Source organism: Streptomyces natalensis ATCC 27448, assembly GCF_000935125.1.
GTDB classification, from domain to species: Bacteria; Actinomycetota; Actinomycetes; order Streptomycetales; family Streptomycetaceae; genus Streptomyces; species Streptomyces natalensis.
Window position 1 is genome coordinate 129,791 of sequence record NZ_JRKI01000008.1, and the last position, 20,153, is coordinate 149,943.

At 69.8% G+C, this 20,153-nt stretch carries 19 protein-coding genes, 1 tRNA gene, 1 pseudogene and 1 riboswitch; of the genes and pseudogenes, 12 read left to right on the plus strand and 9 right to left on the minus strand.

Annotation, left to right across the window (positions count from 1 at the left end; all coding sequences use genetic code 11):
- Positions 1–27: 27 nt before the first annotated feature.
- Together SNA_RS05440 and SNA_RS05445 are read right to left on the minus strand one after the other, a co-directional pair.
- Positions 28–1,281, minus strand: coding sequence for a PTS transporter subunit EIIC (locus SNA_RS05440; protein WP_030072290.1), 1,254 nt, complete (start codon positions 1,279–1,281; stop codon positions 28–30).
- Between the two features lie 263 nt (positions 1,282–1,544).
- Positions 1,545–2,870 carry a PTS transporter subunit EIIC gene (locus SNA_RS05445; RefSeq protein ID WP_030072288.1) on the minus strand — a complete coding sequence of 442 codons (1,326 nt, stop codon included), beginning with the start codon at positions 2,868–2,870 and terminating at the stop codon, positions 1,545–1,547.
- Between the two features lie 260 nt (positions 2,871–3,130).
- Here SNA_RS05445 and SNA_RS05450 point away from each other — a divergent pair, with 260 nt between their 5' ends.
- From SNA_RS05450 to rdgB, 4 genes are all read left to right on the plus strand, one after another.
- Positions 3,131–3,370, plus strand: coding sequence for a PTS sugar transporter subunit IIB (locus SNA_RS05450; protein ID WP_078969701.1), 240 nt, complete (start codon positions 3,131–3,133; stop codon positions 3,368–3,370).
- 87 nt (positions 3,371–3,457) lie between these two features.
- Positions 3,458–4,189 (plus strand): ribonuclease PH, encoded by a 732-nt coding sequence (gene rph / locus SNA_RS05455; protein WP_030072285.1) that lies wholly within the window; start codon positions 3,458–3,460, stop codon positions 4,187–4,189.
- Between the two features lie 184 nt (positions 4,190–4,373).
- Positions 4,374–4,841: a hypothetical protein gene (locus SNA_RS05460; RefSeq protein WP_241779550.1), complete on the plus strand. Its 468-nt coding sequence runs from the start codon at positions 4,374–4,376 to the stop codon at positions 4,839–4,841.
- 113 nt (positions 4,842–4,954) lie between these two features.
- Positions 4,955–5,590 (plus strand): RdgB/HAM1 family non-canonical purine NTP pyrophosphatase, encoded by a 636-nt coding sequence (gene rdgB / locus SNA_RS05465; protein ID WP_044363552.1) that lies wholly within the window; start codon positions 4,955–4,957, stop codon positions 5,588–5,590.
- Between the two features lie 68 nt (positions 5,591–5,658).
- On the opposite strand, the gene SNA_RS05470 is transcribed toward rdgB, so the two are convergent.
- The 4 genes and pseudogenes from SNA_RS05470 to SNA_RS05480 all read right to left on the minus strand — a co-directional run bounded on the left by SNA_RS05470 (position 5,659) and on the right by SNA_RS05480 (position 8,746).
- Positions 5,659–5,741 (minus strand) — tRNA-Leu (locus SNA_RS05470).
- Between the two features lie 29 nt (positions 5,742–5,770).
- Positions 5,771–6,418, minus strand: a pseudogene (locus SNA_RS39180) (HNH endonuclease); the annotation flags it as partial.
- Positions 6,415–7,077: an HNH endonuclease signature motif containing protein gene (locus tag SNA_RS05475; RefSeq protein ID WP_030072277.1), complete on the minus strand. Its 663-nt coding sequence runs from the start codon at positions 7,075–7,077 to the stop codon at positions 6,415–6,417. The gene SNA_RS05475 and the pseudogene SNA_RS39180, both read right to left, overlap by 4 nt.
- A 133-nt stretch (positions 7,078–7,210) precedes the next feature.
- The gene (locus SNA_RS05480) at positions 7,211–8,746 is read right to left on the minus strand and encodes an MFS transporter (RefSeq protein ID WP_030072276.1); all 1,536 of its coding nucleotides are present in this window, start codon (positions 8,744–8,746) and stop codon (positions 7,211–7,213) included.
- A 424-nt stretch (positions 8,747–9,170) separates the two neighbouring features.
- Here SNA_RS05480 and SNA_RS05485 point away from each other — a divergent pair, with 424 nt between their 5' ends.
- Complete coding sequence (locus tag SNA_RS05485; protein WP_030072275.1) at positions 9,171–9,677, plus strand: hypothetical protein; 507 nt, start codon at positions 9,171–9,173, stop codon at positions 9,675–9,677.
- Positions 9,677–10,939, plus strand: a complete 1,263-nt coding sequence (locus SNA_RS05490; RefSeq protein ID WP_044363555.1) for a sensor histidine kinase — start codon at positions 9,677–9,679, stop codon at positions 10,937–10,939. The genes SNA_RS05485 and SNA_RS05490 overlap by 1 nt, the downstream gene beginning before the upstream one ends.
- 188 nt (positions 10,940–11,127) lie before the next feature.
- On the opposite strand, the gene bcp is transcribed toward SNA_RS05490, so the two are convergent.
- Positions 11,128–11,595, minus strand: a complete 468-nt coding sequence (gene bcp, locus SNA_RS05495; protein ID WP_030072271.1) for a thioredoxin-dependent thiol peroxidase — start codon at positions 11,593–11,595, stop codon at positions 11,128–11,130.
- Positions 11,596–11,773: 178 nt separating this feature from the next.
- Here bcp and SNA_RS05500 point away from each other — a divergent pair, with 178 nt between their 5' ends.
- From SNA_RS05500 to SNA_RS05510, 3 genes are all read left to right on the plus strand, one after another.
- Positions 11,774–12,094, plus strand: coding sequence for a DUF3618 domain-containing protein (locus SNA_RS05500; protein ID WP_030072269.1), 321 nt, complete (start codon positions 11,774–11,776; stop codon positions 12,092–12,094).
- A 107-nt stretch (positions 12,095–12,201) separates the two neighbouring features.
- On the plus strand, positions 12,202–12,504 hold the full coding sequence (locus SNA_RS05505; RefSeq protein WP_044363777.1) for a GroES family chaperonin: 303 nt from the start codon (positions 12,202–12,204) through the stop codon (positions 12,502–12,504).
- 75 nt (positions 12,505–12,579) lie between these two features.
- Positions 12,580–12,646, plus strand: a riboswitch (guanidine-III (ykkC-III) riboswitch).
- A 39-nt stretch (positions 12,647–12,685) separates the two neighbouring features.
- A complete protein-coding gene (locus SNA_RS05510) occupies positions 12,686–13,006 on the plus strand; it encodes a DMT family transporter (RefSeq protein ID WP_030072265.1) in 321 nt (106 codons plus the stop codon).
- 118 nt (positions 13,007–13,124) lie between these two features.
- Here the strand turns inward: SNA_RS05510 and SNA_RS05515 are convergent, their stop codons facing one another.
- Complete coding sequence (locus tag SNA_RS05515; RefSeq protein WP_044363557.1) at positions 13,125–15,374, minus strand: transglycosylase domain-containing protein; 2,250 nt, start codon at positions 15,372–15,374, stop codon at positions 13,125–13,127.
- A 289-nt stretch (positions 15,375–15,663) separates the two neighbouring features.
- Between SNA_RS05515 and SNA_RS05520 the strand changes: the two genes are divergently transcribed.
- The 3 genes from SNA_RS05520 (at position 15,664) to SNA_RS05530 (ending at position 18,318) form a co-directional block, all read left to right on the plus strand.
- The gene (locus SNA_RS05520; protein ID WP_044363559.1) at positions 15,664–16,461 is read left to right on the plus strand and encodes an ABC transporter permease; all 798 of its coding nucleotides are present in this window, start codon (positions 15,664–15,666) and stop codon (positions 16,459–16,461) included.
- 76 nt (positions 16,462–16,537) lie between these two features.
- Complete coding sequence (locus SNA_RS05525) at positions 16,538–17,302, plus strand: ABC transporter permease (RefSeq protein ID WP_078969721.1); 765 nt, start codon at positions 16,538–16,540, stop codon at positions 17,300–17,302.
- 11 nt (positions 17,303–17,313) lie between these two features.
- Positions 17,314–18,318 carry an ABC transporter ATP-binding protein gene (locus tag SNA_RS05530; RefSeq protein ID WP_044363564.1) on the plus strand — a complete coding sequence of 335 codons (1,005 nt, stop codon included), beginning with the start codon at positions 17,314–17,316 and terminating at the stop codon, positions 18,316–18,318.
- 464 nt (positions 18,319–18,782) lie between these two features.
- Here the strand turns inward: SNA_RS05530 and SNA_RS05535 are convergent, their stop codons facing one another.
- Positions 18,783–20,093, minus strand: a complete 1,311-nt coding sequence (locus SNA_RS05535; RefSeq protein WP_044363566.1) for an SGNH/GDSL hydrolase family protein — start codon at positions 20,091–20,093, stop codon at positions 18,783–18,785.
- Positions 20,094–20,153: the final 60 nt, after the last annotated feature.

Sequence of the window (20,153 nt, forward strand, 5' to 3'; positions counted from 1 at the left end):
CCGGGGCCCTGCTGCATGGGGCGGGGGTTACGCCTTGGTGAGGTCCTCGATCTCCTCCTCGGGCTCCCGGCCCGGGGTGGTGAGGTTGAACTTGGTGATCGCGAAGCGGAAGAGCACGTAGTAGACCGCCGCGAAGGCCAGCCCGATCGGGATGATCATCCAGGGCTTGGTGGCGAGGTTCCAGTTCAGCACGTAGTCGATGGCACCCGCGGAGAAGGTGAAGCCGTCGTGGACGCCCAGCGCCCAGGTCAGCGCCATCGAGGCGGCGGTGAGCACCGCGTGGATCGCGTACAGCACCGGGGCGATGAACATGAACGAGAACTCGATCGGCTCGGTGATACCGCAGACGAAGGAGGTCAGGGCCAGCGAGATCATCATGCCCAGGACCGCCTTGCGGCGCTCGGGGCGGGCGGTGTGCGCGATGGCCAGGGCTGCGGCCGGCAGACCGAACATCATGATCGGGAAGAAGCCGGACATGAACTGCCCGGCGCTCGGGTCGCCGGCGAAGAAGCGGCCGATGTCGCCGTGCGCGACCTTGCCGGCCGCGTCGGTGAAGTCACCGAGCTGGAACCACGAGACGACGTTGACGAACTGGTGCATACCGATCGGCAGCAGCGCGCGGTTGATCAGGCCGAACAGGCCGGCACCGGCCGAGCCCAGGCCGGTCATCCACTCGCCGAAGCCGGTGACGGCGTTGCCGACGGGCTCCCAGACCAGCAGGAAGAGCACGCCGACCGCGGTGCCGACGAAGGCCATGATGATCGGGACGAGCCGGCGGCCGTTGAAGAAGCCCAGCCAGTCCACCAGCTTCTTGCGGTGGTAGCGCTGCCACAGGGTCGCGGCCAGCAGACCCATGATGATGCCGCCGAGGACGCCGGGGTTGTTGACGACCGGCTCGACCCACTTGCCCTTCTCGATATGGCCCTCGGTGACCGGGAACGCCTTGAGGACATTGCTGTAGACCAGGAATCCGACCAGGGCGGCCAGCGCCGTCGAGCCGTCGGCCTTCTTCGCGAAGCCGATGGCCACACCTATGCAGAACAGCATCGGCAGGTTGTCGAAGACCGCGCCGCCGGCCGCCATGAAGACCTTGCTGACGTTCGTCCAGCCCAGGCCCTTGTCGCCGAAGACATCGGGCTGGCCGAGACGGTTGAGGATGCCCGCGGCGGGCAGGACGGCGATCGGCAGCTGGAGGCTGCGGCCGATCTTCTGCAGGCCCTGGAACAGGCCCGAGCCCCGCTTCTTTGCGGGGGCCGCCTTCGCGGCAGTGGCCGAACTCATCGGATTCCTCCTGGTGAGGCGGGCACTCGGGAGAGGGGGACGGCCCGCTTGGTCTACCCTTGATCGAACTTAGGTCCACACCTTTGGGCTACCTTGGGCTGCGCCTTGGTCTACACCACTGGTGGTTTAGACCATTCTTAGCACGCCGTTGCGGCACAAAGGAATCCGTCGTTCCAAGTGGTGTGGACCACATCGCGGGCACATGGCGACGGCCCCCGAGCCCAGGGACTCGGAGGCCGGTTACCGGCTTCGGCGGCCGCCGCCTATTTGATGTTGGCCTCTTCCATGGCATCCCCCACCTCGTCCGGTTCGCGTCCCGGCGTCTGGAGATCGAATGCCGTGATCGCGAAACGGAAGAGCACGTAATAGACGACCGCGAAACCCGCCCCGACCGGCAGGATCAGCCACGGCTTGGTCGCCAGCCCCCAGTTGATGACGTAGTCGATCAGCCCCGCCGAGAAACTGAAGCTGTCGTGCACGCCCAGCGCCCAGCACACCGCCATCGACACACCCGTCAGCACCGCATGGAACGCATACAGCAGCGGCGCGACGAACAGGAACGAATACTCGATCGGCTCGGTGATCCCGGTGACGAAGGACGTCAGCCCGACCGACAGCATCATCCCGGCGATCTCCTTGCGGCGGTGCGGCTTGGCGCAGTGCGCAATGGCCAGCGCCGCGGCCGGCAGCGCGAACATCATGATCGGGAAAAAGCCCGTGGTGAACTGCCCCGCGGTCGGATCGCCCGCCATGAACCGGTTGATGTCACCGTGGACGACCGTGCCGTTCGGCTCCGTGAAACTGCCGAACTGGAACCACAGGAACGTGTTCAGGAACTGGTGCAGCCCGATGACCAGCAGCGCACGGTTGGCGACACCGAAAAGCCCCGAGCCCAGCCAGCTCAGATCGGACAGCCATTGGCTGAAATCGGTCAGCGCATTGCCGACCGGCGGCCAGATCCACAGACAGACCACCGCAAAGGCCAGCCCGACGAAAGACATCACGATGGGGACGAGCCGCCGGCCGTTGAAGAAGCCCAGCCAGTCGACCAGCTTCACCCGGTGCAACCGCTGCCACAACCAGGCGGAGAGCAGGCCCAGCACAATCCCGCCGAACACCCCCGGATTCTGAAAGGTCGCCTGCGCGGCCGTCCCGCCCTTCTCGATACACACCCCGCCCCACGGCCCCGCCTGCGCAAACGTCTGCCCCGGAGCGCAGATCGACGGGAACTGGTGCAGCACCGCGAAATACACGAGAAAGCCCGCCACCGCAGCCAGCGCGGTCGAACCGTCCGCCTTCTTCGCCATCCCGATCGCGACCCCGATACAGAACAGCAGCGGCAGCCCCAGCCCCGAATCCAGCAGCGCACCACCCGCCCCCGCGAACACCTTGGCCACGTTGTTCCAGCCCAGGCCCTTGTCGCCGAAGACATCGGGCTGGCCGAGACGGTTGAGGATGCCCGCCGCGGGCAGCACGGCGATCGGCAGCTGAAGACTGCGGCCCATCTTCTGAAGACCCTGGAAGGCGGCCGAGGCACGGGACTTCACCGGCTTCTTCCGCGGCGCCGCGGCCGCTGCGTCCGAACCCATCTCCGTCCTCCCGTCCGCCCCCCGTCGGCCGTGCCGCATACTGATGGTGTAGACCACTTGGGAGCCTGGTCGGCACTGCCCGGCAGGCACCCCGGTGATCGCCATCCTTCGTCAGATGGCGCTCAACCGCCCACACAGTTGGGCTGAACGAGCACGGACGACCACAAACGCACACGAGCACAGACGCGCAAAGACACCATGTGCGTGTTTTACGGTGGGAAACCGCTCGGCGGAGCCGCCGGCGGCCGACACAACCAGGAGTGGACATGCCCAGCAAGGCTGAGAAGATCGTCGCCGGCCTCGGCGGTATCGAGAACATCGTCGAGGTCGAGGGCTGCATCACCCGCCTTCGCACCGAGGTCGAGGACGCCTCCCTCGTCGACGAGGCCGCGCTCAAGGCCGCCGGCGCACACGGCGTCGTCAAGATGGGCACCGCGATCCAGGTCGTCATCGGCACCGACGCCGACCCCATCGCCGCCGACATCGAAGACATGATGTGAGCTGAGCCCCCGGCCCACCGGGCCCCGCTCCCGTACGTCTCCCCGTACCGGAACGGGGCCCTCGCCTTTCCCGATAGGGTCTACGCCATGTCTCGCATCGACGGCCGCACCCCCGAACAGCTCCGCCCGGTCACCATCGAACGCGGCTGGAGCAAGCACGCCGAAGGCTCCGTGCTCATCTCCTTCGGCGACACCAAGGTCTTCTGCACCGCCTCCGTCACCGAAGGCGTCCCGCGCTGGCGCAAGGGCAGCGGCGAAGGCTGGGTCACCGCCGAATACGCGATGCTGCCCCGCTCCACCAACACCCGCGGCGACCGCGAATCCGTCCGCGGAAAAATCGGCGGTCGCACCCACGAAATCAGCCGCCTCATCGGACGCTCGCTGCGCGCCGTCATCGACTTCAAGGCCCTCGGCGAGAACACCATCGTCCTGGACTGCGACGTCCTCCAGGCCGACGGCGGCACCCGCACCGCCGCCATCACCGGTGCCTACGTCGCCCTCGCCGACGCCGTCTCCTGGGCCCAGCACAAGAAGCTCATCAAGCACGGCCGCCAGCCCCTGACCGGAACCGTCTCCGCCGTCTCCGTCGGCATCGTCGCCGGCGTCCCCCTCCTCGACCTGTGCTACGAGGAGGACGTCCGCGCCGACACCGACATGAACGTCGTCTGCACCGGCGACGGCCGCTTCGTCGAGGTCCAGGGCACCGCCGAGGCCGAACCCTTCGCCCGCGACGAACTCAACGCCCTCCTCGACCTTGCCGTCACCGGCTGCCACACCCTCGAAGCCGCCCAGCGGGAAGCGCTGGCGCGAGAGCTCTGAGACGCGCACGCCCGCCGGCCATGGCGCCCCGTCAACCACGGCGGGGCGCCATGCGTTTCTCGCCTTTCCCCCCTTGCCCGTTCATGGCGCTCCCGTCGCGGGCAACGGCTTCATGACCGGTCGTCACCGCTCGCACCCGCTCGCACCCGCTCGCACCCGCTCGTGACCCAAGGGAGAACGCCGCATGGCCGTCGCACAGAGCCCTCGCCGCATCCGCGTCCGCATCCGTACCCGTGTCCTCATCCGGGGCCCTCGCCTCTCTCGCCTCCGACGGCCCGTCGCCACCGCCCTCGCCGCGCTGAGCGCCGCCGCCCTCGCGATACCGGCGCTCTCCGCCTGTAGCACGGTCGACAAGGCCATGGACTGCGCCGACACGGCCACCGCCGTCGTCAACGCCGTCGACAAGCTCCAACAGGCCGCCGGGAACTCCCTGGACGACCCGAAGAAGGCCGAGCGGGCGCTCGACGACATCGACCGCAACCTCAAGAAGGTCCGCGACGCGACCGGCGACGCCGACCTCTCCGCCGCCATCGACAAGATGAACACCGGCATCCGAAACGCCCGCACGTCCCTCAAGAACGCCAAGGCCCCCGACCTGAAGCCCATCACCGACGCCGCCGACGCCATGACCAAAACCTGCACCCCGGGCTGACGCTCTCCGTCGCTCTCCGTCGCTCTCCGTCGCTTTCCGTCCGCCGGGCCGGCCCCCGTCGCGCAGTCCGGGGCCGACCCGTCTCGCGGTCGCGCGCCCGGGATAATCACCCCATGCAGCCTCGAACCGGCGGGCACCCCGCGCGCCCCACCCGTCTCATCCTCGCCACCCGCAACGCCGGCAAGATCACCGAGCTCCGGGCCATCCTGGAGGCGGCCGGCCTCGACGTCGAACTCGTCGGCGCCGACGCCTATCCCGACGTCCCCGACGTCAAGGAAACCGGCGTCACCTTCGCCGAGAACGCCCTCCTCAAGGCCCACGCCCTCGCCCAGGCCACCGGCCACCCGGCCGTCGCCGACGACTCAGGTCTCTGCGTCGACGTCCTCGGCGGCGCCCCCGGCATCTTCTCCGCCCGCTGGTCCGGCACCCACGGCAACGACCAGGCCAACCTCGACCTGCTCCTGGCCCAGCTCTCCGACGTCCCGGACGGCCACCGCGCCGCCCACTTCGCCTGCGCCGCCGCCCTCGCCCTCCCCGACGGCACCGAACGCGTCGTCGAGGGCACCCTCGACGGCACCCTCCGCCACACCCCCACCGGCACCGGCGGCTTCGGCTACGACCCCATCCTCCAGCCCTTGGGGGAGACGCGTACCTGCGCCGAACTGACCCCGGACGAGAAGAACGCCATCAGCCATCGGGGGAAGGCGTTCCGGGCGTTGGCGCCGGTGGTGCGGGAGTTGTTGGGCTGAGCTCGTGGGCGCTCCGTGCGTACGGAAACGGCCTGCGAGTCGAACCTTCGATTCGCAGGCCGTTTGTGTGCGGCGGAAGGGATTCGAACCCTCAAACCCTTAACGGGTCACTGGACCTAAACCAGCTGTGTCGCCTTTGCACCACCGCCGCGGGCTGCCTGTCATCGTACCGGGAATTGCCTTCCGCCTTCTGCCTCCCCTGCACCACGTGCTCGTGATCGCGTGACAGTTCGGGCACAGCAACCGCAGGTTCTCACGCCGGTTGTCGTGCCAGTCCCCGCTGATGTGGTCGACCTCTAGCGTCATGGGTTTGCCGAGCCACTCGGAAGCGACGCCACATCTGGCGCACTGCTCGGGTACACCGATTTCGCGGAGTGCGCGGCGTAGCAGCGAGGTCGTCGTCCTGTGATCGCTGTCAGTCCGGACGAGAATCGCCTCAGGTTGCTTGGCCGGAACCGTGCCCGGCTTGCCCCGCTGATGTGCTTGCCCCAGAAAGTGCGTTGTCGCGAGGTTCTGTTCGGCGACCCACCGACGCAAGATTGCGCGCTGCCCGCCGTTGTCTGGTCGTCCCAGCCGGCGAAGCACCCCTGCGATGGACGTCGACTCGGCGACTGCCGCACGCAACTCTTCGGGCGTGGGGGGAGGCTGCCTGCTGGTGCGGTGAAAGTGCGAGATGTCGATTGCGAAGTGAGCGAAGCGTTTCGCGAGGTACTGATCGAGCTTGGCGTAAGGCCGAGTGCCGAAGTAGGCGATGACTTCGTCGAGGCTGGAGCACTGCTCGGCCGCCCGTAACAGCTGTTCGCGGGTGTACTGAACGCCAACGCTCATGACGCGCCACCCCTGATACGCCCTTTGCTGCGGCCTCGGTAACTATCCGTTGTCGAGTGGCAGTTGGGGCAAAGCAGTCGCAGGTTCTCGACCCGGTTGTTCCGCCAGTTGCCGTCGATGTGGTCGACTTCAAAAGGTAACGGTTCCCCCAGCCAGACCGGTTCGATCCCGCACAAGGCGCAGCGTTCGTCCATGCCCAGCTCGCACATCGCCTTCTTCAGTCGACTGCCCGGGATGCGCCTGGCGCACGTTGACGTGTTGTCGATGAGGATCTCTTCGGCGGTCCGGCGGCGCTGGTTGTGTCTCGTGCGCTCCATTCGGGCCGCCGGAATGAAGTGCGAGGTGTCGATCCCGTACTTCCTGATGCGCCGGGCGATGTTGGTCTGGTGGCCACCCACGGAATCCAGCCCGAGTCGGCGTACGACGTCGTTCACGCTCGTGGACACGGCGACCACAGGCGCAAGAATCGCCTTCGTCCACTTGGCCCCCTCCCGCTCGAAGTGCGACGTATCCACCCCCAGCTTCCTCATCCGCTCCCTGACGTAGTCCCGCTTCGCGCCCCGCGGATCCACCCCCAACTTCCCCAACGCCTCAGACAAGGTCCGCGACGACGCTGCCGCGGCCTCCAGTCGTTCCCGCGTGTACGGACTGACCGGCATGCTTCCCCCATCCCGCACGTCAGGGCCCCTGCCCCGTGCGCTCTCTCGTTCCTCGAACTGAACAACGATCGAACGCCGGGGCGGTTACGGCCGGTTACGGCCGGTGACGACTCAGAAGCGGATCAGAAGCGGATCAGAACCGGGGTTCCTGGGTTTGGGCGGTGATGAGTTCGATGGCCTCTTCCTTGGTGGCCACCGAGGGCGGTGAGCCCTCCAGCGGCTGCTGGGCCGTTTCCTTCATGCAGGCGACGGTGATGACGCCCACCAGGGCGGCGGCCATCGTGTAGTAGGCGGGGACCATGACGTTCTTGTCGAAGACGTCCATGAGGGCGGTGATCACCAGCGGCGTGGTCCCGCCGAAGAGGGAGACGGCCAGGTTGTAGCCGATGGAGAGGGAGCCGTAGCGGACGTTGGTGGGGAAGAGGGCGGGCAGGGCGGCGGACATGGTGCCCAGGAGGCAGACCAGGGAAAGGCCCAGGAGGGCCATGCCGGCGATGACGGCGGCCATGCTGCCCTGCTTGACCAGGAGGAAGGCGGGGATGGCGGTGATGAAGAAGCCGAGCATGCCGGTCATCAGCAGCGGCTTGCGGCCGTAGCGGTCGTTCAGCTTGCCGACGGTGCTGATGACGAGCATCAGGACGACCATGGTGCCGAGCAGGATCAGCAGGCCGTGGGACTCCTTGTAGTGGAGGGTGTCCGTCAGATACGTCGGCATGTAGGAGAGCAGCATGTAGTCGGTGATGTTGTAGGCACCGACCAGGGCGATACAGAGGATGAGGGTGGGCCACTGCTGGGCGAAGATTTCCGCCAGCTTTTTCTTCGGGGCGTTTTCGGAGAGGTGGGAGAATTCCGCTTCGGTCTCCACGACGGAGGCGGTGGCGGAATGGGTCTGGGCGGCTTCCAGCTTCTGGAAGGCGGGGGTTTCGTCGAGCTTGATACGGAGATAGAGGCCGACCAGACCGAGCGGCCCGGCGATCAGGAAGGGCACCCGCCAGCCCCAGGCGGACATGGCGTCGGCACCCAGCGTGGTGTTGAGGAGCAGCACGATGCCGGCCGCGCCCGTGTAGCCGATGAGCGTGCCCATTTCCAGGAAGCTGCCGAAATAGCCGCGCTTCTTGTCGGGGGCGTATTCGGCGATGAAGGTGGAGGCCCCGCCGTATTCGCCGCCGGTGGAGAAGCCCTGGACCAGCCGGAAGAGGATGAGCAGGACGGGGGACCAGAAGCCGATCGCCGCGTACGAGGGGATCAGGCCGATGCAGAGGGTTCCCAGCGCCATCATGATCATGGTGAGGGCGAGGACTTTCTTGCGGCCGATACGGTCGCCGAGCGGGCCGAAGTAGGCGCCGCCGAGGGGCCGTACGAGAAAGGCCACGGCGAAGGTCGCAAAGGACGACAGCAGACTGGTGGTGCCGCTGCCGCCGGGGAAGAAGACCTGGCCGATGGTGACCGCGAGATAGCTGTAGATCCCGAAGTCGAACCATTCCATCGCGTTACCGAGGGCGGCCGCCTTCACGGCCCGCTTGACCACCTTTTCGTCGGTGACGGTGATGTCGGTGCGCCGCAGCTTGGGATTCCGGCGCCGGCTGATGACGCGGAAGAGGACGCGGTGACGGCGTAGGGCCTCCTTGTCCTCGAAGGGGTGCTCTTCTGCGGTGCTCCCGTTGGCCACGAGGCGGTCCTCTCGGTCGGTCGGCGCGCGCACGGCGCGGTGGGGTTACGACAGATACGACAGGTGCGCCTGCGCAGCGGAGCGCAAGCCCAAACCACTCTGGACGAAATCCGCGCTGTTCGCGATGTATGTCACGTATGGGGAGCAGTCGGTCCCCCGTCCGAGCCACGCACCCCGGGTGACCTGCAAAGAAGGCGCGTCGGCGCAAGGGATCGGGCCAGCTGTTACAGGACTGCTACACCGCCGCACGGCCCCCGCCGCGCCCGGGTCATCAGCTTGTGGGGGTGAAAGGGGAACGTGACGCGCCGGAAACCGCTCTTTTGTGGCGTGCAGAGCTTTTCGCCGGCCGGGTTCGCTTCGGGAGGGCGCGGCTCGAGTGTTCGCTGGTGGGGGTACGGGGTGTGGACCCCGGGAGGAGAACGTGATGACCGACCGCGAGGGGTCCCGCTGGGCCCGTGGGCGTACCGCCCTGGCGGCGTTTGTCGTGGTGACGGTGCTGGCGGCCGGCGGCGTGTGGTTCAGCCAGGCCGCCGACCGCGCCTCGGCGGTGGACGCGGCGCCGAAGACGGCGGCGGTGCAGGACGTCAAGGAGGACACCAAGGCGGCGGCCGACCTGCCGGGCGTACGGGACTGCGGTATCGGCGATCCGGCGGTCAAACCGCAGGTGATCACGCTGACCTGCGCGGATGCGGGCATGGTGGCGACCGCGATCACCTGGGACCGGTACGGCCCCAACGAGGCGCGCGGCACCGGTGTGGTGCAGGTGGAGAAGACGGCCGCGGGGGTGGGGACCGATTCCGGTTTCCCGGCGACGTTCCGGCTCTACGGTGTGAAGACGATCGGCGGGGCGCGGGCCTTCACCGGGCTCGAGGTGACGTACGAGGGCTCCACGCCGCTCGGTGACACGACGGAGATGTACAACCTCGCGTGATGGGCATTCGAGGCCGGATCGCCCTGGCCATTTCGGGTATGACGGCGCTGGCCGTGGTGGTGCTCGGGTTCGCCGTGCACCACATAGCGGATGCGGAGCGGGAGCGCTCGGCACGCGCGTATCAGGACGACCGGCTGAGCAGCGCGCTGATGCTCTACGAGCGGGACAGAATGCTGGCGCTGGGGGCGCAGCTGGACGATGCGACGCTGCCGGTTCCGTTGCGGGAGGCGGTGTTCAAGAACCGGTCGGGGACCTATGTCAGCGGCGGCGACGATCCGCGGGTGTGGGCGGCGACCGGGGTCGGTGACGGCGGCCGGGGCCGGCCGCAGCAGTCGTTGTCGGTGTCGGCGGCGTATCCCGACAACGATCCCGCGCAGGTGGCGCTGGACCGTGCGCTGTTGATCGCAGGGTGCGGCACGGTGACGCTGATGGCGGTGGTGTCGTGGTTCGTCTCGCAGCGGCTGTCGCGGCGGCTGCGGCTGAGTGCGGCGGCGGCGCGGCGGATCGCGGCCGGCGAACCGCCGGATGCGGATGCGCTGGCGAGCAAGGGCCGTGACGAGGTGGCCGAGCTGGGCCGCAGCGTGCACCACATGGCGACGTCGCTGGCCGCGCGGGTGCAGGCGGAGCGGGAGTTCACCGCGGATGTGGCGCATGAGCTGCGCACGCCGGTGGCCGGGCTGGTGGCGGCGGCGGACCTGCTGCCGCAGCCGCGGGCGGTGGAGATGGTCCAGGACCGGGCGCAGGCGATGCGGCGGCTGGTGGAGGATCTGCTGGAGGTCTCGCGGCTGGACGCGGGGGTGGAGCGGGCGGATCTGGACGCCTGTGAGCTGCCGTCGCTGGTGCGCGGGATCGTACGGCGGGCGGCGCGGCAGGGGGGGGTGGACGAGGTCTCGGTGACCGTCGAGGGCGAGCCGGTGATCGTGGAGACGGACCGGCGGCGGGTGGAGCGGGTGCTGGTCAACCTCCTGGCGAACGCGGCCAAGCACGGCAAACCGCCGATCGAGGTGGTGGTTCAGGGCACGCGGATCGTGGTGCGCGACCACGGGCCCGGCTATCCGGCGGAGCTGTGCGCGGAGGGGCCGCGGCGTTTCCGTACGGCGGCGCCGGAGCGCGGTACCGGGCACGGCCTGGGCCTGACGATCGCGGCGGGCCAGGCCGAGGTGCTCGGCGCCCGATTGGACTTCGGCACCGCCCCGACGGGCGGCGCCGAGGCCGTCCTGGAACTCCCGGACCGGCCGGCGATGCCGCTGCCGGGGGCGTAGGCGGGGGCGGGGCGGCGGGGACCCTTAGGGGGTTTTCGAACGGATCCCCTAGGGGTTCGGAGGGCCCCTTACGGGCCACAACGTGGCGCGGGCGAGCGGAGTTCCCACCGGGCGGTGCTCCCACCGGGCGGTGCTCCCACCGGGCGGTGCTCCCACCGGGTGGGGCCCGCCGCGGGCGGTGCCTGGGTCTACAGCCCCAGGTCCTTGATGATCTTGGCTACGTGGCCGGTGGCCTTGACGTTGTACAGGGCGCGCTCGACCTTGCCCTCCTCGTCCACGATCACCGTGGAGCGGATGACTCCGGTGACGACCTTGCCGTAGAGCTTCTTCTCGCCGAAGGCGCCGTAGGACGTAAGGACGCTCTTGTCGGGGTCGCCGAGCAGCGTGACCTTCAGGTCCTCCTTCTCGCGGAACTTCGCGAGCTTTTCCGGCTTGTCGGGGGAGATGCCGATGACGTCGTAGCCGTGGCCGGCCAGGAAGGCGAGGTTGTCGGTGAAGTCGCAGGCCTGCTTGGTGCAGCCGGGGGTCAGGGCGGCGGGGTAGAAGTAGACGATGACCTTGCGGCCCTTGTGGTCGGCGAGCGAGACCTGCTTGCCGTCGGCGTCGGGCAGGGAAAAGGCAGGTGCGGTGTCGCCGGGCTGAAGTCGCTCACTCATGGGGTCTCCTACGGATACGGCCTGCGGATACGCGTATGGCCCGACAGTAACGAGCCGGGCCGGGCGGCGGGTGCAGTGGGCGCCGCGGCCGTGCGAAACGGGGGTGCTGTGGGGCGCGTACGGGTGCGAGCTGACAGACTGTCCATCACAAATGGCGCGAGACGACGGAGGCAGCGCGGTGGCGGAGGCCAGGACCCCGGCGCAGATCGAGGCGGACATCGCCCGCAGGCGGCAGGAACTCGCCGTGACGCTCGACGAGATCGGGGTGCGGCTGCACCCGAAGACGATCATCGGCGAGGCGAAGGCGGCGACCGCGGCGGCGGTGGACCGTACGGCCGGGCGGGCGTATGTGGCCGCGCACCGTGCGGTGTCGGACGTACGGGCACAGCTGGTGTCCGAGGACGGGGCGCCGCGGCTGGAGCGCATCGTTCCGGTGGCCATGATCGGGGTGGCCGTGGTGGGGCTGGTGGCCCTGAGCGTGCGGCGCCGCCGTTCCTAGAAGGCCCGTGGTCCGCCGTCGGTGCGTGGTGCGCGGCGCGGGGCAGGTACGGTCATGCCGTGAGCCCGAATAACACCAAGGACACCCACGACAAGCTGCCGATCCGGATGCTGCACGACCGTGTGCTGGTCCGGACGGATATCCCCGAGGGCGAGCGGCGCTCGTCCGGCGGCATCGTCATTCCCGCGACCGCGGCGGTCGGCCGGCGCCTGGCCTGGGCCGAGGTGGTCGCGGTCGGGCAGAACGTGCGGACCGTCGAGGTGGGCGACCGGGTGCTCTACGACCCGGAGGACCGTGCCGAGGTCGAGGTGCGCGGTGTGGCCTATGTGCTGATGCGGGAGCGCGATCTGCATGCGGTGGCCGCGGAGCGGCTGGAGGGCGCGGACGACTCGACAGGGTTGTACCTCTAGCGAAGCGCGTACGTGAACGGCTGTCCCGGCGGGCGGTGACCGAGGTCACCGCCCGTTCCGTCCGTCCGGGACACCGGCCGTTGCTAGCCTCGAAAAAACCCGACGAGACGCGCCGTACCGGGTCAGGACAAGACGACGCACCCCTGTTGAAGCGGTTGAGCGTTGTCACGGAGGTGCCGTCATGGCATGGGTCCTGCTGGTCGTTGCCGGTCTGCTGGAGGTCGGCTGGTCGATCGGGATGAAGTTCACCGAAGGGTTCACCCGGCTGTGGCCCAGTGTGTTCACGGGCGCGGGCATCGTCGTCAGCATGCTGCTGCTGTCGTACGCCGCGCGGACCCTGCCGATCGGTACGGCCTACGGTGTCTGGGTCGGCATCGGGGCGGCCGGTGCGGCGGTGGTGGGGATGCTCGTCCTGGGTGAGCCGATGACCGCGGCGCGGATCTTCTTCATCTGTCTGCTGCTGGTGGCGGTGGTGGGGCTCAAGGCGACGTCGGGGCACTGACCGCGGCGGCCCGCGGGCGTCCACGGTGTCCGGTCGGCCCATCCGAGCCCGGGTCAGGCCCACGGCGTCGCGTCACGCCTCCCCACGGCGTCCCGTCATCCCACCCCATGACGTCCCGTCACCCGTCCCACCATCCCCGCCGTCCCGGATACGCCCCTGCTCCCTCCGGGCCCACCGTCGGGAATTCCTCCGTGGGCTCGGTGGCGGGCGGCGACTGGGGCGGGAAGGTGGGGGTGGGCGGCTGGACGGTCGGGGCGGTGGGGAAGCCGGTCGGGGGGCCGGTGGTGGGGGCCGGGGTCGTGGGGCCGGGGACCGGGGGGAGGGATACGCCCGGGGGCACGGGCGGCGGGCCGGAGGTCGTCGGGGCGGGCGGTGTGGCGGCGGCACCCGGCTCCAGCTGGAGGTCGAAATCGGTGACCGGGCGGCCCTCCAGGGCGGCCGCGGTGTAGTCGGCCCAGATCTGGGCGGGGAAGCCGCCGCCGTTGATGCGCGGCAGCCCCGCCGCCCCGTACAGCGGTTCCTGTGCGGCGCTCTTCGGATTCTGGCCCAGCACCGCGACCACGGTGGCCAGTTCGGGGGTGTAGCCGGCGAACCAGGCGGCCTTGTCCAGCTCCGCGGTGCCGGTCTTGCCGGCCGCCGGCCGTCCGGCGCCCTGGGCGGCGGTGCCGGTGCCGCCGTCGACGACGCTGCGCAGGATCGCGGTGGTGGTGTCGGCGGCGCTGCGGTCCAGGGCGGCGCGTTCGGGCCGGGCGGGCAGCGGGAGGTTCTCGCCGCTCTTGGAGACCTGGTCGACCAGGGTGTACGGGCGCTGTGTGCCGTGCTGGGCGAAGCCCGCGTAGACCTGCGCCATGTCCAGCACGCTGGGCGTGGCCGTGCCCAGCGAGATCGCGCCCTGGGAGGAGGCGAGGCTGGGGGTGCCGGGGGGAATGCCCAGGGCGACGGCGGTGTCGCGGACCTTGGCGGGGCCGACGTCGATGCCCATCTGCGCGTAGACCGCGTTGACGGATTTGTCGGTGGCCTCGCTGACGGTGACCGGGCCGTAGGAGCGGTCGTCCTCATTGGCCGGGGCGAAGCCGGTGGGGTGGCCGTTGCTGACCGTCATCCGTTTGTTGGTGCCGTCGTAGACGGTGTCGGGGGTGATGGGGACGCCGTCCTGGGTCGTGGCCTGGTTCTGGACGGCGGAGGCGAAGACGATCGGTTTGAAGGTGGAGCCGACCTGGTAGTCGTGGCGGGTGGCGCCGTTGACGTACTGCTTGGCGTAGTCGATGCCGCCGTACATCGCCACGACCCGTCCGGTGGCGGGGTCGATGGAGGCGCCGCCCGCCCGGACGTAGGTGTCGGCCTTGCGGGAGCGGTCGAGCTTGTCCATCAGACGGGTGTTGACCGCGTCGACGAAGGCGTCCTGGCGGTCCTTGGCGAAGGTGGTGGTGATGCGGTAGCCGCCGGTCCGCAGGGTGTCCTCGTCGAGGATCTTGTTGGTCCGCAGATAGTCCTTGACCGCCTCGACCAGGTAGCCGCGCTGCCCGGAGAGCCCGGCGGACGTCTTGACCGGCCCCGGCTCGGGGAACTTCATGGCGGCCCGCTCGGCCTGGCTGAGCCACTTCTTCTTCACCATGCCGTCCAGGACGTAGTTCCAGCGCGCCAGGGCCCGCCCCTTGTTCTCCGGATGGGCGGTGACGTCGTACAGGCCGGGGGCGTTGAGGAGGGTCGCGAGATAGGCGCCCTCGGCGGTGGTGAGGTGCTCGCTGTCCTTGCCGTAGTAGGCCTGGGCGGCGGCCTGGATGCCGTACGCATTGCGGCCGTAGTAGCTGGAGTTGAGATACCCCTCCAGGATCTGGTCCTTGGTCTCCTCGCGGTCCAGTTTGATGGCGATGAAGAATTCCTTGCCCTTACGGGTGAGGGTCTGTTCCTGGCCGAGGTAGTAGTTCTTGACGTACTGCTGGGTGATGGTCGAGCCGGACTGTGTGCCCTTGCCGGTCGCGGTGTTCCAGGCGGCGCGCAGCATCGCGGCGGGGTCGACGGCGGACTCGGAGTAGAAGTCGCGGTCCTCGGCGGCCAGTACGGCCCGCTGGGTGCGCCGGGGGATCTGGCTGAGCCGCACGTTCTCGCGGTTGACGTCGCCGTCGCGGGCCAGGAACGTGCCGTCGGAGTAGAGGTAGATATTGCTCTGGGCCTTGGCCGCGCTGTTGGCGGGCGGGATGTCGACGAGCAGATAGCCGGCGATCAGCCCGGCCACGACCACCAGCAGAAACAGCACGATGGCGGTCAGCACCATCCGCCACGTGGGGATCAGACGGCGCCAGCCGGTGCGCCGGGGCCGCCGTGCGCTGCCCCCGGCGGGGGTGGTGCCCTCCGGACCGTCGCTCATAACTGTGAAGACTCCTCGGCGGCCGCCGAAGGTTGTGCTGCGGCGGATCGATGTGCGGCGGATCGGCTGGCGGCGGATCGGTGTGTCGGGCGGCGAGGTGCAGGCGAAAACTGTCGCATCATCATCGTCCCCGGTCGCGAGGGGTGGTGCGCACCGGTGACCGCCGCCTCACCGGCCGAACGGCGCCCCGGGTCACCCGGACCGGTGAATAATCGATGGTGCGGTCCCCACCTGTGTCACTAGGCTCCGGTGCTTTGCCGTCGGATGACAAGGGTGGGGGAGCACGGAGGTGTGGTACACGGCCGTGGCGGCCGGCAGCTTCCGCCGTTACGCCACCTACCGGATCGCCACCGCGGCGGGCGTGTTCACCAACACCGTCTTCGGTTTCGTCATCGCCTACACCTACCTCGCCTTATGGGCCGAGCGCCCCCATCTGGGCGGCTACGACCGGGCGCAGGCGCTGACGTTCGTGTGGACCGCGCAGGCGCTGCTGGCCGCCTCGGCGCTGCTGTTCGGCGGCGGTCTCGACGAGCTCCAGACGCGGATCCGCAGCGGCGACATCGCGGTGGACCTCTACCGCCCCGCCGACCTCCAGCTGTGGTGGCTCGCCGCCGACCTGGGCCGGGCCGGCTTCCAGCTGATCGGCCGCGGAGTGGCTCCGATGGCGGTCGGCGCGCTCTTCTTCCCCCTCGACCTGCCCGCCGACCCGGCCACCTGGCTGCTGTTCCTGCTGTCGGTCGCCCTGGGGGTGGTGGTCAGCTTCGCGCTGCGCTATCTCGTCTCGCTGGCGTCCTTCTGGCTGCTCGACGGCGCGGGCCTGGCCCTGATCGCCGGGCTGGCCTGCATGTTCTTCTCCGGGATGGTGCTGCCGCTGCGGGCCTTCCCCGGCTCCCTCGGCGAGGTGGCCCAGCTGCTGCCCTGGGCGGCGATCCTCCAGGTGCCGACCGATGTGCTGATCGGCGCGCGGAGCGGTGCATCGCTGCTGCGGGGGCTGGCGTTCCAGGCGGCGTGGGGCGTGGCGCTGCTGGCACTGGGCCGGCTGGTGCAGGCGGCCGCCACCCGCAAGGTGGTGGTGCAGGGTGGCTAGCGAAGCCGTGCCGGAACGGAGTGGCCGGGCGGCGGAGGTGGCGCACGGGCTGCGCGCGTACGGCCTGATCGTGCGGATGTGGATCCGCTCCACCCTCGCCTACCGCACCTCCTTCGTGCTGATGGCCCTCGGCAACTTCGCCGCCAGCGCCCTGGACTTCGTCGCCATCGTGCTGATGTTCTCCCAGATCGACGCCCTCGGCGGCTTCACGCTGCCCGAGGTCGCCTTCCTCTACGGCACCGCCACCCTCTCGCTGGGCCTGGCCGACCTGCTGCTCGGCAGCATGGACCGGCTCGGATCGCGGGTGCGCGACGGCACCCTGGACACCCTGCTGCTGCGCCCCGTACCGGTTTTCGCGCAGGTCGCCGCGGACCGCTTCGCGCTGCGCCGGCTGGGCCGGATCGGGCAGGCGCTGCTGGTTCTGGGCTGGTCGGTGACCCGTCTCGACGTGGACTGGACGGCCGGCCGGGTACTGCTGGCGGTGGTCACGGCCCTGAGCGGCGCGGCCATCTTCGCGGCGGTGTTCACCGCCGGCGCGGCCTTCCAGTTCTGGGCACAGGACGCCGCCGAGGTCCAGAACTCCTTCACCTACGGCGGCACCACCATGCTCCAGTACCCGCCCACCGTCTTCGCCAAGGACCTGGTGCGCGGCGTCACCTTCCTCGTCCCGCTGGCCTTTGTGAACTGGCTGCCCGCGCTGCGGCTGATGGGCCGGCCCGATCCGCTGGGACTGCCGGGCTGGGCCGACTTCCTGGGGCCGGCGGTGGCGGCGCTGATGTGCGCGGGCGCGGGGCTGGCATGGCGCCACGGGCTGCGCGCGTACCGGAGCACAGGAAGCTGAGGCAACGAGATATGACGGCAGGTCAGCTCATCGAGGTCGACGGCCTCGAAAAGGTCTTCTCGGTACGCCGCAAGGCGGGCCGGCTGCGCCGCGTACGCCATGAGGTACGGGCCGTGGACGGCATCACCTTCCAGGTGCCGCGCGGCGAAATGGTCGGCTACATCGGCCCGAACGGCGCCGGGAAGTCCACCACCATCAAGATGCTGACGGGCATTCTGGTCCCCAGCGGCGGCCGGCTGCGCATCGCCGGAATCGACCCCGCCCGCGAACGGACCCGGCTGGCCCGGCGGATCGGCGTGGTCTTCGGCCAGCGCACCACCCTGTGGTGGGACCTGCCGCTGAAGGACTCCTACGAACTGGTCCGCCGCATGTACCGGGTCCCGGACGCCGTCTACCGCACCAACCTCGACCGCTGCACCGAACTCCTCGACCTCGGACCCCTCCTCGACGTCCCCGTACGCCAGCTCTCGCTCGGCCAGCGGATGCGCGGCGACATCGCGGCGGCGCTGCTGCACGATCCCGAGGTGCTGTATCTGGACGAGCCGACCATCGGGCTCGACGTCGTCAGCAAGGCGAAGGTCCGTTCCTTCCTGCGCGAGGTGAACGCCGAACGCGGCACCACGGTCCTGCTGACCACCCATGACCTCACCGACATCGAGCAGCTCTGCCGCCGGGTGATGGTCATCGACCACGGCCGTCTCGTCTACGACGGCTCGCTGGACGGACTGCGGGCGGCCGGGGAGGGGGAGCGGACGCTGGTGGTGGACCTGGAGCGGGAACTGCCGCCGATCCAGGACGTACCGGGCGCCCGCGTGGTCAAGGTCGAGGGCCCGCGCCAGTGGCTGGCCTTCCCCGCGGCCCAGAGCGCGGCGCCGCTGGTCACGGCCGTCGCGGAGCGCTATCCGTTGGTGGACCTGTCCCTCCGGGAACCGGAGATCGAGGGGGTCATCGCCCGGCTGTATCGCCCGTCCGCTGCGCTTGGCTCGCCTCCCACGTTGTCGGCTGACCCGCCGTAGGGGTTTTTCGCCCGTTCGCTGCGCTTGGCTTGGGCCCCACGTTGTCGGCCGTCCCGCCGTGGGTGGTTCTCGCCGTTGCGCCTGCGGCCCGTTCGCTGCGCTTTGCCTGGGCCGATGTTCTGGCTTTCCCGTCGTTGCGCCTGCGGCGGGCGTTGCCGCTGGCGCGGGGCTGTTCGGCTGCGGCACCGGCCCTACACGGCTCCGCCGCTACGGACCGGCACCTCCCCGTTGGGGGTGGAAAAGGACGGTGGGGGTGGACCACCGGCCTTCTTCCCCCCCCACTCACGGGAGGGGCCGCGCCGCAGGACGGAGTCCGGAGGCGTGGTACCGCACCCGTACAACCCACGCCCGCCGCAGGCGCAACGGCGACAAACCCCCACGGCGGGAAAGCCGACAACGTGGGGAGAAACCCCCACGGCGGGACGGCCGACAACGTGGGGCCCAAGCCAAGGGCAGCGGACGGGTTAAAGATCGGCCCGAACCGACGCCCGCTTCAGGTGGTCCAGGTTCAGTGCCTGCGCCATCGCCCGGAAGCCCTCGTCGCTCGGGTGGAGGTGGTCGCCGGAGTCGTAGAGGGGCCGCAGGCGGACGGGGTGGGCGGGGTCGCGCAGGGTGCGGTCCCAGTCGACGACCTCGTCGTAGACCGAGCCGGAGCGGATGATGCGGTTGACCTGTTCGCGTGCGTGGTTCATCCGCGTGGTGTAGCCGCGGTGGCCCCCGAACGGCGTCAGCGTGGAGCCGGTCACCCGCAGTCCGCGGGCGTGGGCCTCGTCGACGATGGCCCGCATGCCCGCGACGATCTTCTGCGGGTCGTACTGGTGCGGCACCTTGAACAGGTCGTTCAGCCCGATCTCGACCACCACCGCCTTGACCCCAGTGCGCGAGAGCGCGTCGCGGTCCATCCGGGACAGCACGCTCGGCCCGTTGTTGGGGGAGAAGCGGCTGCCGTCGACCAGCAGGCGGTTGCCGCTGATGCCCTGGTTGAGGACGCCGTAGCGGGGCGCGCCGGGCTCGTCCCGCAGCCGTTCGGCCAGGAAGTCCGTCCAGCGGTGGTTGGCGCCCGCGGTGGAGGTGATGCCGTCGGTGATGGAGTCCCCGATGGCCACGATCGTGCCCTGGGCCTCGGTGCCCCAGACGTCCACACCGGTCAGATAGCGCCAGTACGGGCTCTGCTCCGTATAGGCGGCGCCGGTGTCGTCCTGCGTACGGTCGCCGCGTGCCAGATAGGAGATCTGCCGGGCGTAGGGGTGGTAGGTGGCGGGGCCGGAGGGGGAGGGGGAGTAGGTGGTGACCAGGAGGTCGGCGTTGGCGGGGACCTTGAGCCGTACGGGGTCGCTGGTGACCGCGCCGCCGGCCGGGATCGTCACCGCGGCGTCGCCGCCGAAGGTCAGCTGCCGCATGGTGCCGGCCGCGGCCGTGGGGTTGCTGGGGGCGCTGGCCACCGCCAGCGAGGCGTGGCTGACCGACAGCGGCCGGGTGCCGAAGAGGTTGGAGAGCTGGATGCGGGCGCCGGAGCCGCCGACGCTGGTGTGCACGACGTTGCGTATCGACATCCCGGCGTAGCCGTCCAGGGCGCCGGGCTCGGCGGCCGCCGCGGCCGCCGACCAGGTGCCGACCCACTGCCCGGAGACCGCCGGGGCCGCCGGATTGCGCGGCTTGTGCGGGCCGCCGCCCAGACCGTTGTCGCCGCCGAAGCCGACGAATATGGCGGCAGAGATCAGCACGACGACTGCCGCCAGGCCGGCGAGCAGCGCGTAACCCACACTTTTGGTCATGCGGGAGAGGTCTCCTGGGGCAAGCGGAGCGCGGCGCTCCGGGCGGGCAAGGGCAGCGAG

What these genes read in the sequence shown, in the direction of transcription:
- SNA_RS05440 (WP_030072290.1), bottom strand. Translation starts at nt 1,281, where the DNA reads ATGAGTTCGGCCACTGCCGCGAAGGCGGCCCCCGCAAAGAAGCGGGGC.
- SNA_RS05445 (WP_030072288.1), bottom strand. Translation starts at nt 2,870, where the DNA reads ATGGGTTCGGACGCAGCGGCCGCGGCGCCGCGGAAGAAGCCGGTGAAG.
- rph (WP_030072285.1), top strand. Translation starts at nt 3,458, where the DNA reads ATGTCTCGCATCGACGGCCGCACCCCCGAACAGCTCCGCCCGGTCACC.
- SNA_RS05460 (WP_241779550.1), top strand. Translation starts at nt 4,374, where the DNA reads ATGGCCGTCGCACAGAGCCCTCGCCGCATCCGCGTCCGCATCCGTACC.
- rdgB (WP_044363552.1), top strand. Translation starts at nt 4,955, where the DNA reads ATGCAGCCTCGAACCGGCGGGCACCCCGCGCGCCCCACCCGTCTCATC.
- SNA_RS05475 (WP_030072277.1), bottom strand. Translation starts at nt 7,077, where the DNA reads ATGCCGGTCAGTCCGTACACGCGGGAACGACTGGAGGCCGCGGCAGCG.
- SNA_RS05485 (WP_030072275.1), top strand. Translation starts at nt 9,171, where the DNA reads ATGACCGACCGCGAGGGGTCCCGCTGGGCCCGTGGGCGTACCGCCCTG.
- SNA_RS05490 (WP_044363555.1), top strand. Translation starts at nt 9,677, where the DNA reads ATGGGCATTCGAGGCCGGATCGCCCTGGCCATTTCGGGTATGACGGCG.
- bcp (WP_030072271.1), bottom strand. Translation starts at nt 11,595, where the DNA reads ATGAGTGAGCGACTTCAGCCCGGCGACACCGCACCTGCCTTTTCCCTG.
- SNA_RS05505 (WP_044363777.1), top strand. Translation starts at nt 12,202, where the DNA reads ATGCTGCACGACCGTGTGCTGGTCCGGACGGATATCCCCGAGGGCGAG.
- SNA_RS05510 (WP_030072265.1), top strand. Translation starts at nt 12,686, where the DNA reads ATGGCATGGGTCCTGCTGGTCGTTGCCGGTCTGCTGGAGGTCGGCTGG.
- SNA_RS05515 (WP_044363557.1), bottom strand. Translation starts at nt 15,374, where the DNA reads ATGAGCGACGGTCCGGAGGGCACCACCCCCGCCGGGGGCAGCGCACGG.
- SNA_RS05525 (WP_078969721.1), top strand. Translation starts at nt 16,538, where the DNA reads ATGTGGATCCGCTCCACCCTCGCCTACCGCACCTCCTTCGTGCTGATG.
- SNA_RS05530 (WP_044363564.1), top strand. Translation starts at nt 17,314, where the DNA reads ATGACGGCAGGTCAGCTCATCGAGGTCGACGGCCTCGAAAAGGTCTTC.
- SNA_RS05535 (WP_044363566.1), bottom strand. Translation starts at nt 20,093, where the DNA reads ATGACCAAAAGTGTGGGTTACGCGCTGCTCGCCGGCCTGGCGGCAGTC.